Here is a 9,678-nt window from a genome sequence, read left to right on the forward strand (position 1 = left end):
GGCAGAGGACCGGGCCAGGGTGGCTCACTTTTCGCTGTCGCCTCCCCCTGCCATGGCAGGGGGAGGCCCCGGGGTAACCCGCCTACGTAATTGACGCGACCCGCCTACGTAGTTGACACCGGGCACGCCCGCCATCAAACGGTGATGCCTGTGGCCAGGTCGCCCGCGTAGCCATCGTCGTCTAGCAGCGGTGCATCGAGATTCACCTCAATCCCGCCCACCAATTCCTGCAAGCGGCCCGCCAGATCCGCCGTGATGGGTTGGAGGCGCTCGGGATGGACGGTGATGTCCTGCTGCAGCAGCGACAGGAAAGGGGCCAGCGCTGGATCGTCTTCTACAGGCTCAGGACAGAGGCGCTGCAGCACCACCTCGCCGTTGGCGCGGATGGCATAGCGGATCCGGTCACGCTTGCGAAGCCCCAGGGCCCGCCGCACCGGCTGCGGCACCGTGGTCTGGTAGCGGTCGGTGAGGGCCGATTGCACCTCCTCAATCGGGGATTCCCCAGCTGTGGCGGCCGGAGCAGAGGCGGGGAAAACAGCCATGGGGCCAGCCAAGAGCATGGCACCCATGGTAATGCAACCGCATTGCCATGGGTGCTGGCGCAGGGCGGCTATGGCCACCCGGATCAGATCCTCCTGCTTATCCAATGGGAAGAAGCGGCAGGGCAACCATCTGGGAACGGCACAGAACCCCAACCCCAACGGCCAGACGCAGCCAGATGACTGGCCGAGGGATTCAGGTGGGTGTGCGCCGGCCCGGTGGCGACTCGCCCCACTGCCAATCGGGAGGCTTTGGCGCTTGGCACAGGGGCTGATCAGCCTGGGCTGACCCGCATGGAAACGGCGCAGCCCGGGTCCGTTCGCCGCCCTCCAGGAGCATGGCAATCACCTCCTCAAGGTTGGCCTGCCGCCGATCGAGGGTCTCCCCCCGGCTGTGAGCCCCCGGGAACCCTGGGACGTGGCCCACCAATAGCCCGATCTCAGGGCGGGGCAGCGCTCCATCACCGCTGAAAACATGGGCATGGTGCTGGCCCCCTGTTCCCCGGGCTACAGTTGACCATCACCCGCAGCCATCGTGCGGCCAAGTGCAGGTGAAATCCGTAGCGGCAACGGCCTCCGGCAAGCCGCCCTACGCTCACTCCAGCGTTGCTACTTGGCCATGACGCTTGCAGACGCCCCTGTGCCCATGGCCCGCACCGGTGATGCCCTGGCATCGCTGCTGCTGCCAGACCAGCTGCGGCTCACGCCCGAGCAGTTTGCGCTCGTGTGCCAGGCCAACCCCAACGCCGTGCTGGAGCTCGACGCCAGCGGTCAGCTGATCCACATGACCCCCACCGGCAGCGAAACGGGATCCAGGAACCAAGCCCTCGGAGCCCTGCTCTGGATTGCCGTTCGAGCCTCAGGTCTTCCTCTCAAGCTGTTCGATAGTTCCACGGGCTTCCGATTACCCGATGGCTCGGTGCTGAGCCCGGATGCCTCGCTTGTGCGCCTCGCTCGCTGGCAGGCCCTCACCCCCGAGCAGCGCCGTGGCTTTGCCCCCCTCTGCCCTTGATCTGGTGGTGGAACTGGCCAGCCCCAGCGAGCAGGCCCCCCGCGGCCTCACGGCCCTGCGCCGCAAGATGGCCGCGTACCAGGCCAACGGCGCCCAGCTCGGCTGGCTGCTGATCCCCGAGCAGCAAGCCGTGGAGGTGTGGCCCGCCCTCGGCGGCGGTGAGCCTGCCCGACTGGATGCCGCCACCTGCCTCGATGCTGGCCCCCTGTTCCCCGGGCTGCAGATCGAGCTGCAGGAGATCTGGCAGGTCTGAACGGATGACCATCTCGCTGGAACGCAGGCAGTGAAACCGGCGGTCTCAACATCGAGCTGTCTTACCAGGCCAACGGCGCTCGCCCAGCGGCGATCCCAAGCGATTCGTATGCCTCTCGGTGCTGGAAGCTGGCCCCGAATTTCCCGATCGGCAACATCATCCTCCGCACCGCCGCACCGCTGCAGCCGAGCGTGAAGCCGGCCTGCACGGAACCGAACCATCACAATCTAATACATGCCTGGTCTTTGGATTTCCATTGATTCAGCATCTTCAATGCAATTACACAAATAGCCAATGTTTGACTTTTTGACAACGCATTGGCCGGTTTCGTTAGATGAGATCATTCCCGCCTGCAGCAGCCAACCCATCAACTTGTGCGAAAGCAGTCGTTCCGCAAAGAAGCTGATAGCTCGTTTTTGATAAGGATGTTCCGGTCATTGGCATCGATAGCCTGATTCGTGCACGATGTTGATATATTGAGCTGCCCAGCCATACAGATCAATCGCTCCTGCATAAGGCAGGCTGCCCACACCTGGACACCAGAACAGCACCTTCGTCCTGGCCATTGACATCAATTCACCTGTTGAGATCAGGCCATTGTCCAGGCAGATCGCGGCAATCCTGAGGTAGTCCTGAATCACATGGTACTGGCCGTAAGCCGCCATCACTCCATGGCGATAATAATGAGGATGGGGATAAAGCGTATCATTGGCAATTAGCGCTAGCTCAGCATCTACATCCATGGCTTTCGCTGGACTAAGCCAAGAATGCATGAGATTCCTGGCGGGGTTGCCATGGGGTCTGGTGGTGCAGATCTATCTTGCGATGCAGAAGGGTGACAACCGCATCCACCTCGCCCTTCAGCGCCATGAGTTTGTCATGAATTAGGATCGCTGCGTAATCAAAAAGATAGCTTGTAGGTGGTGTAATCTGCCTCTCCTGCAGGTAGCGCCTCACAGATAGCGAGGGTTGGTTCGTAAGGAAATCAGCGGTTTGTATCAGATTCACATAGGGCGGAACGTCAAAAAGAGGAGGCCGGTGGCAGATGCATAGATACAGGCGCCGGTTATGAATCCTCAAGCTGTCTGCTGATCCCATCATGTTTGTCCAGCGGTTAGCCCCTACGGCTGCCAGTGCAGCACCAGGTCGCCTTTGGTGGTCAGGGCTTCCGCCAGGCATCGGTAGCCGCCCATAGTCTTTAAGCCATCCTGAGAGAAAAGGTCAGCGGCCGCCTCAAAAACCTGGCCGTGGCACCCCCAGGCGAGGCCCTGGTGCACGCGCTTGAGCCTATGCGATTCCAGAGCTGCGGTCAGCTGGCCGATGGCTCCACGGCCATGCTGGTGTTTCTGGCTGAAGCGGCCTCAGGCGTCATCAGCTTCAGCCCTGGAAAGGCCTTCCGGTAGCGACGCGGATCGTGGGAGTTCACCAGCTGGGCTCGGATGCTGCGCCAGTACTGGCAAGAGCGCGCATGGCAGGGTGAGTTCCGATTGTCGGCTCACTTGGTCTCCCCTCTGCAGGTCCATTGGAACACGGAGAGTCGCTCTGATCAACGGATGTCAACGCTCAGCTTTGCTTGCAATCAACCATGATTGATCGCCGGGACGTCCTTCCAGACCCAGCAGGCACTGATCAAAGAAGTTGCGCGGCAAGTTCAGATCGGGAAAATCGCTGAACCTGTTGTGGATGGATTGTTTGCGTTCGGCTTGAATCTGAAAACCATGCTCCACCAGGCTTGCGATGATTTCAGAGCGATTAGAGTGTTGATCGGCATGAAAATCAGTTTCGATGATCAGGGTTGCCTTGCTCAGCGCTTGTTCTTTGCTAGCGGTAAACAGCCTCGCCAGTACATCCAGCTCAGCGCCATCCACGTCAATCAACACCAGATCAAGCCGCTCCAGCCAACCAATCGCGGTTTGCAGATCAGCAGTGAATCGACATTGCTGGTTCACGCCATTGACCTGGGCACTGGCGATCGCTGCCTGCAGGGCCCGTTGATCGACGTCCACCCCCACCACTTGCAGACGATCGGCGCGCGCAGCCAACCCTGTGGTGTAGTACCCCTCGGCGCAGCCGATGTTCAGAAAGGTGCGGGCTCCGGCCACAAGGGCCATCAGGTCAGCCTGAATTTCCTTTTCGTAGGTGCCCAGCAGCTTTGGCGCCAGGGTTGAGCCATGGGCCTGTTCTGGATAGTGCAGACCTCGGAACGGCCCGGCCGCAATCTGACCTTGAAGATGGCGCCAGAGCCACTGCTCCAGCTCCAACCGCCGGAAGTGGGCGGCCACCACCAGCAGGTCATGGCTGCTTGCCCCCGACGCAAGCAGCCGCTGCAGCTCGGGCACCAGTTGCTGCCGATTCAAGAGCTGCGGTTTGCCCCCCGACATCGCTCAGGATGGGGGGGGCAGGAAGGTCCGATTACCCGCCAGCCGCTTGCTAAACGGGGATTCCGGCCCGTCGTTGATCCGGATCTTCAGGAGATCGCCCCGGGCTGTGAACACATCCAGTCCTGAGCCGATTTGCAGGCTCAGCTTACCCTTGAGGTTTTTCGACACCAGAACCCTGTTGCTTGGAATGTCGCGCACATCGAGCCAGCACGACTGATCACAGCGCAGATGCAGGGTGTCTTTCCGAACTGGCGAGGGTGGTTTGGTGCCTGCATCAACAGGCTTCAGGGGACTGTGCTGAGCAGTGGCGGGCTGGGCAAGGTGGCTGGCCTGTCGGCTCGGCCACAACATCTGCATCCCCAACACCGCCACGCCCCCTCCAACCACAGCCCCAGCCAGCGCCGATAGAAAGGCGGATACAACGTTGCGGCGTGCTTGGTAGGTGCTCTCAGGAGCCGGCGGGCGCTGATTGCTGCTCAAGGCGGTGCTGAACCCCTCCATGCGCTTCACCTGTTCGAGCTGGCGCTCAGCTGCCTCGCGCAGCAGGGCAGCCAGCTCATTATTCCTGGCGGAGGCCAGGTGAGCAGCCAGCTGGGCTTCGGCGACGATCCGCTGTTCCCGCTCAGCGGCCAGATTGGCGCTGACGCCCTCCAGGCAGGTGCGCAATTCACTCACTTCATCCTGAAGCAGGCTGAGCTTTTCGCTCGACTGGCGCAGGGCCCGGTTGGAGGATTCCACCAAGATCTGGGTGGCTTTGCCCAACTCCTGTTCAGCCGGAGTCAAGGGAATGCTCACTTCGTCGCTGGTGGCCGCAGGCAACGGCTGTTCGGACAAAGGCGCGTCCTGCGGTTCCGGACCTGGGGGGTTGTGTTGGGGCGGCTGCATCCCGGCGTCTACACGGCAATCAACCTTAAGTGGGTGTCACAGAGGCAGTGGTTCGCCGCCGAAAGGAAGACGCGATGATCACCATCACCGGTCCCATACCGCCTCAATCGATGACTGCTGTGTTCCCATCGCTGCCCAGCCGGCTGCAGGTGCAGGCCCTGGAGACCATGGCCCTGGTGTGGCAATGCGATCCGCCCCGCCATGACATCAGCCTGGAGGCGATCAGCGAGGCGTTGCTCGGCGCTGAACAGCTGCTCACAGGTGCGCGACAGGGCCGCTGGGCGGAGAGTGACCTCCGCAGACTGGAGGCCCGCATCGCCGCCGTGGGCGGCTGCCTGGCCCCGGGTCTGCGCAGCAGTGGCCCCGACTCGCTGCAATTCTGGCTGCAGGAGAGCCACGATCGCCTGCGCAGCCTGCTTGAACCGCCTGTGTTGGCGGCGGCCGAAGCCGCATTCGGCCCCCTGTTGCAGCATCACCAGCCGGCAGATTTACCAGCCTGTTTCGCCCTGCTGCGGCAAGAGTTGGCGCCCCTGCTTCAGGAGCCCCTGGCCCCCTGGTTGGACGCCCTGCTGGCGCTCGCGCCGGAGCGCCAGGTGGCCGTGTTCCGGGCCTGGCAGGTTTCCTACGCTGATGTCCTGCCCCCTCCCTCCCTGCTCCAGCAGCTGCAGTCTGAACTGCAACCCCAGGCCGGGCTGGTACCCGTTCCGACCGTGGCGAAGCAACCCGCCACGGATCTGGCCGTGCTGGAGCGCTACGACGTGACAGCCGATGCCTTGCGCCGGCGGATCGTGAGTGATCTGCTCTCATCGGTGATCTTTCCTGAGCACGCCATGGCAGACGTGATCAGCGAGTTGATGAAGGATCTGGACATTCCTCCTCCTTATCCCAGTCGACTCGATCCCGAGTGGCTGCTGACGCTTTCTGCGGAGACGCGGTTTGCCCTGATGGAGAGCTGGGATGATCTGCGGCTCCGGCGTTGGATCGAGACCAATCTCCACGAGCGGGCCAGCGACCATTTCCACCAGCGGGCAGCAGATTTTGATCGCTATGTGTATGAGTGCATCCAGCTGAGTGATGTCGAAATGGCTCAAAAGTTCCACCAATTGCTGGCGATCAGTGAAAGCAACTTCGGCCAGCTTGCCACCCGCTATTCGGAAGGGGAGGAGCGCTGGACCAGAGGGCTGGTGGGACCGGTGCAGGCCAGTGCGCTGGGTCCGGAGCTACGGAGCCTGCTGACGCGCCTGAGGCCGGGAGAGATCCATCCGCCCTGCCGCCTCGATGGTGACCTCCGCATCGTGAGGTTGCTGCACCACTTCCCCGCCAGCCTCGATCAATCTCTCTGTGAGCAACTGATGTGGGAGATCTTCGAACAGGATCTGGACGCCAGCGTGATGCACCACCTCGATCAGATCGAGCAGAGCGTGGGCGATCTGCCAGCCCTGTTCCAGTCGTTCAGTTTGCTTCCGCCCCGGCCGGACAACACCCTACAAGGACTAAAGTAAGCAATCAGAGGTTTCAGACCCGAGCAATCCCCCCTTACGGGCTCGGCAGTATGGCCGTCTCCACTCTTTTCTTGACAGTGGTCGGCTTGGCGGCCCTCTGGTGGGGCATCAGCCTCGCGATCTCGCTCACCCTGGCGTTGATGGATCGCGCCACCCAGCATTGCCGCGATGGGCTGGCCGTTGAGCGCATCCACAGCCAGGCCCGCGAGCACCAGCACAGGCTCGACACTCTGCGCCGCAAGCGACAGGGCTGGTGCCTCACCAATCTGGACGGGCGCAAGCAGTGGTTTGAACTGGATCAGCTGGAGGTTTTTACGCGCAGCTGCTGGCTGGAGCTCGGGCTCAGCGGCCCCTGCAGCGTCAGCGAGCTGCGGCGACACTGGCGCCGCAGCAGCCTGCGCTGGCACCCGGATCAGGGCGGCGACAACGCGGCTTGGCTCAGGCGCTTGCGGGCCTATGAAGCCCTGCGTCAGCTGGGCCGTGATGCCAGCGCCCGCCAGCTGGCGCAGGCGCTGCCTCCACCCCTGCCCGCCGTGAGCCGCCGCTGGCGATGGTTCTGATCGTCGTCTAGGCCGCCCGGGGAAGCCTTAGTTTCGATGATTGTCTGGTCACAGGCTGCCATGCAGCATCTCCTGCTGGAGGGGAAGGCTGATCGGTATCAACAATTTCTGAGCTCCGCGGCCCAAAGCAACCTCGTCGACATCTCCGACGACTTTCACTTCCGCATCCAGACCATCGAAAGCCCGACGCTGCTGGTGCGGCACGTCAGCACCTACGGACAGGCCACGAACCAGGGCGAACTGTCCGATGCTTTCTTCGCGCTGATGCTCAGCTTCCACCCCGGTGGCTTCAGCAGCACCGGCCCGCTCAGCGACGCCGGCCCCCATCCCCCGGGCCCAACCCTGCACTGGCACCTCGCCGGCCACAGCTGCGTCAGCCACCATCACAACGCGAAGGTCACCGACCTGCGGCTGGAAAGCGCCGCCCTGCTGCGTGAGCTCTCCGCCCAGGCGATTGCGGTGTCCCAGCTCAACAGCCTCCAGGGCGTGGCGGCACCAGCAAGCCTGGTGCGCCTGATCGAAGCCCTGGGCGAGCAACTCGCCAGCACGGAGCTCAACGGGCACCCCACGATCATCGAGGCTTTTTTCAACCGGCTCGGCCAGGAGCTCCGGCACCTGCTCGGCCCGCCCACAGCCAGCGACGCCAACGCCGCAGGCCACGTCTCGATCACCATGGCGTGGATGATCAGTCGGCTCAGCAAGTCGTTCAGCCTGCAACAATTAGCCAAAGAAATCGGCCTGACCCCCCGCAGCGTGCAGGTCTGCTTCAAGAACAGGCTGGACATTTCTCCCATGCGCTGGTTGAAACTGGCCCGCATGAGCCAGTTGCGGGAATATCTCTGGAGTGCGGAGAGGAAGCATCTCTCAATCCAGCAATTGATGGGCCGCTCCGGCCTCAGCAACACCAGCCTCAATCGCCAGTGCTACAAAGATTGCTATGGGGTCAGCCCCAGGGAAGAACAGCATCAAACGGAGGCCATTAAAAAGCAACAAGGCGCCCTTGATAACATTTCTCAGTTTTGTCAATTTGGCAGCACAAAAGCAGCAATTGAGTATCTGAATACAGTTAACAGCTGCGGTAGTGATACAAATCAGGGCTTCAAAGTAACCATCCTGATAAGATCATCCACCGGCGAGCCGCAGCGATGATGGGCTGTCCAGATCTGCTGCAGAGCCAGCCCGACCCCCGAAGGACCTGCCTATCTCGACAAACCACCATCAGCCATTACCGCTGAGCTCTTGACGGATCAACCTGGCCATCAGGCTCGAGAGTGTGGTGTCTTGGTCAAACGCATGCAACCGAAACTGGCGGCAGAGGCTGCGAGGCAGGCTGACAGTGATGCGACTCATCGGCTCGGGGGCCACAGCACTCTCAGCACTCTCAGAACTCTCAGGAAAAATTTCTTTTGCCACCATCTGATTACCTTGAAGATTTAAATGAACTCTGTGAGCAGCGCTGATCATGTCCTGCATCTTAAGCTATATAGTATTATCAGGCTGAAAGCAAAACTCCGCGCCCATCAGCCCAGGTCCTTCGCAATTCAGCCACTTGCTTCGCAATGGAGCAGGCTCGCCCAGGCCGCCACCAACGCTTCCTACATATATCAAGGGCTACGAATTCATGGCCGCTGCCAGGCGGGGCTGCGGCGCGGCACAATCACTTGGCGCAGATTTACGCTCCCAGCATGGCTGTTGCGATGGATCCACAGGCCGGATCAAGGAATGTCGCAGCCGCCAGCTGTGCTGAGCGCTGACGCCGCGGGAACAGGAGGTGCTGGAGCTGGTTGGCCGGGGCCTGAGCGATCGCCAGATCGCCAGCAGCCTAGGGCTCAGCCACGAAACGGCTCGCAGCTACGTGAAGACCGTACGGCGCAAGCTGGGCAGCAACAACCGACTGGCGGCGGCGGTCTGGTCCTGGCGGCAACAAGCTGGCGGGTCATCCCTCCCCCATTTGAGGGGGGGGATCAGCCCAACGGTTCGCCCTGAACTTGCTGCAGACTGCAGCAAGTTCGGCAGACATCGCATGATGACAACGAGCGCACGCACCGCGACCTGGTCCGATCAGCAGCCGCCCGCCTCGATGACGGTATCGGGGAAATCAATCAAGAAGCTTTCGGTCTTGTTACCAGCCAGACTGCACCAGCTGGCCAAGCGCCAGGCACTGCTGAACGATCAGACGCTGACCGAGCTGATCATCTCACTGCTCATCAACCATCTTGAAGCGGCCGAGCAGGAGCAAGCCCAGAGCGAACATCTCGCTTCCGGGTTGGCCAACCACCGCTACCCCCCCCCCGCTGGGGGAGGGGCAGGGCGTCACTCCTCGATCGTCACCTTATTGATGCGGCTGCCGTTCTTGAGCGCCAGCACCACATCGATGTTGTCGGTGTGGCCAAAAACAGTGTGCTGGCCATCCAGGTGGGGCTGGGGGCCATGGCACAGAAAGAACTGACTGCCGCCGGTGTTGCGGCCTGCGTGGGCCATCGACAGGCTGCCGGCCTTGTGCTTCTGGGCGTTGATCTCGCAGGGGATCGTGTAGCCGGGGCCGC

At 61.9% G+C, this 9,678-nt stretch carries 12 protein-coding genes and 1 pseudogene; 7 read left to right on the forward strand and 6 right to left on the reverse strand.

Annotated features, from left to right (window positions below; genetic code table 11):
• Window positions 1–134: 134 nt before the first annotated feature.
• Window positions 135–542 (reverse strand): type II toxin-antitoxin system PrlF family antitoxin, encoded by a 408-nt coding sequence (locus KBZ12_RS17875; RefSeq protein WP_254959419.1) that lies wholly within the window; start codon window positions 540–542, stop codon window positions 135–137.
• 643 nt (window positions 543–1,185) lie between these two features.
• On the opposite strand from KBZ12_RS17875, the gene KBZ12_RS18585 reads away from it, so the two are divergent.
• Window positions 1,186–1,551, forward strand: coding sequence for a Uma2 family endonuclease (locus KBZ12_RS18585; RefSeq protein WP_315859438.1), 366 nt, complete (start codon window positions 1,186–1,188; stop codon window positions 1,549–1,551).
• Window positions 1,526–1,804 carry a Uma2 family endonuclease gene (locus tag KBZ12_RS18590; RefSeq protein WP_315859337.1) on the forward strand — a complete coding sequence of 93 codons (279 nt, stop codon included), beginning with the start codon at window positions 1,526–1,528 and terminating at the stop codon, window positions 1,802–1,804. The genes KBZ12_RS18585 and KBZ12_RS18590 overlap by 26 nt, the downstream gene beginning before the upstream one ends.
• A 434-nt stretch (window positions 1,805–2,238) precedes the next feature.
• On the opposite strand, the gene KBZ12_RS17885 is transcribed toward KBZ12_RS18590, so the two are convergent.
• The 3 genes from KBZ12_RS17885 to KBZ12_RS17895 all read right to left on the reverse strand — a co-directional run bounded on the left by KBZ12_RS17885 (window position 2,239) and on the right by KBZ12_RS17895 (window position 4,695).
• Window positions 2,239–2,547, reverse strand: a complete 309-nt coding sequence (locus KBZ12_RS17885) for a hypothetical protein (RefSeq protein ID WP_254959420.1) — start codon at window positions 2,545–2,547, stop codon at window positions 2,239–2,241.
• A gap of 813 nt (window positions 2,548–3,360) precedes the next feature.
• Complete coding sequence (locus KBZ12_RS17890; protein WP_254959421.1) at window positions 3,361–4,143, reverse strand: class I SAM-dependent methyltransferase; 783 nt, start codon at window positions 4,141–4,143, stop codon at window positions 3,361–3,363.
• A gap of 45 nt (window positions 4,144–4,188) precedes the next feature.
• Window positions 4,189–4,695 (reverse strand): hypothetical protein, encoded by a 507-nt coding sequence (locus KBZ12_RS17895; protein WP_254959422.1) that lies wholly within the window; start codon window positions 4,693–4,695, stop codon window positions 4,189–4,191.
• A 69-nt stretch (window positions 4,696–4,764) separates the two neighbouring features.
• Here KBZ12_RS17895 and KBZ12_RS17900 point away from each other — a divergent pair, with 69 nt between their 5' ends.
• The 4 genes from KBZ12_RS17900 (at window position 4,765) to KBZ12_RS17915 (ending at window position 8,281) form a co-directional block, all read left to right on the forward strand.
• A complete protein-coding gene (locus tag KBZ12_RS17900; protein ID WP_254959423.1) occupies window positions 4,765–5,148 on the forward strand; it encodes a hypothetical protein in 384 nt (127 codons plus the stop codon).
• Between the two features lie 32 nt (window positions 5,149–5,180).
• Window positions 5,181–6,572 carry a peptidylprolyl isomerase gene (locus KBZ12_RS17905; RefSeq protein WP_254959424.1) on the forward strand — a complete coding sequence of 464 codons (1,392 nt, stop codon included), beginning with the start codon at window positions 5,181–5,183 and terminating at the stop codon, window positions 6,570–6,572.
• 71 nt (window positions 6,573–6,643) lie between these two features.
• Window positions 6,644–7,132 (forward strand): hypothetical protein, encoded by a 489-nt coding sequence (locus KBZ12_RS17910; RefSeq protein WP_254959425.1) that lies wholly within the window; start codon window positions 6,644–6,646, stop codon window positions 7,130–7,132.
• A 60-nt stretch (window positions 7,133–7,192) separates the two neighbouring features.
• Window positions 7,193–8,281 (forward strand): helix-turn-helix domain-containing protein, encoded by a 1,089-nt coding sequence (locus tag KBZ12_RS17915; protein ID WP_254959426.1) that lies wholly within the window; start codon window positions 7,193–7,195, stop codon window positions 8,279–8,281.
• A gap of 69 nt (window positions 8,282–8,350) precedes the next feature.
• Here KBZ12_RS17915 and KBZ12_RS17920 read toward each other — a convergent pair whose 3' ends face one another.
• Complete coding sequence (locus KBZ12_RS17920; RefSeq protein ID WP_254959427.1) at window positions 8,351–8,596, reverse strand: ribbon-helix-helix domain-containing protein; 246 nt, start codon at window positions 8,594–8,596, stop codon at window positions 8,351–8,353.
• Between the two features lie 286 nt (window positions 8,597–8,882).
• On the opposite strand from KBZ12_RS17920, the pseudogene KBZ12_RS18780 reads away from it, so the two are divergent.
• Window positions 8,883–9,032: pseudogene (locus KBZ12_RS18780) on the forward strand (response regulator transcription factor); the annotation flags it as partial.
• A gap of 413 nt (window positions 9,033–9,445) precedes the next feature.
• On the opposite strand, the gene KBZ12_RS17925 reads toward KBZ12_RS18780, so the two are convergent.
• The coding region (locus KBZ12_RS17925) for a peptidylprolyl isomerase (protein ID WP_254959428.1) at window positions 9,446–9,678 on the reverse strand (233 nt) is incomplete at its 5' end.

This window comes from Cyanobium sp. Cruz CV13-4-11 (assembly GCF_024346055.1).
In the GTDB taxonomy this organism is placed as follows: domain Bacteria; phylum Cyanobacteriota; class Cyanobacteriia; order PCC-6307; family Cyanobiaceae; genus Cyanobium.

Bases quoted from the DNA above. Each gene is read 5' to 3' on its own strand.
- KBZ12_RS17920 (WP_254959427.1), bottom strand. From the start codon at position 8,596: ATGATCAGCGCTGCTCACAGAGTTCATTTAAATCTTCAAGGTAATCAG.
- KBZ12_RS17915 (WP_254959426.1), top strand. From the start codon at position 7,193: ATGCAGCATCTCCTGCTGGAGGGGAAGGCTGATCGGTATCAACAATTT.
- KBZ12_RS17875 (WP_254959419.1), bottom strand. From the start codon at position 542: ATGGCTGTTTTCCCCGCCTCTGCTCCGGCCGCCACAGCTGGGGAATCC.
- KBZ12_RS17905 (WP_254959424.1), top strand. From the start codon at position 5,181: ATGACTGCTGTGTTCCCATCGCTGCCCAGCCGGCTGCAGGTGCAGGCC.
- KBZ12_RS18585 (WP_315859438.1), top strand. From the start codon at position 1,186: ATGGCCCGCACCGGTGATGCCCTGGCATCGCTGCTGCTGCCAGACCAG.
- KBZ12_RS17885 (WP_254959420.1), bottom strand. From the start codon at position 2,547: ATGGATGTAGATGCTGAGCTAGCGCTAATTGCCAATGATACGCTTTAT.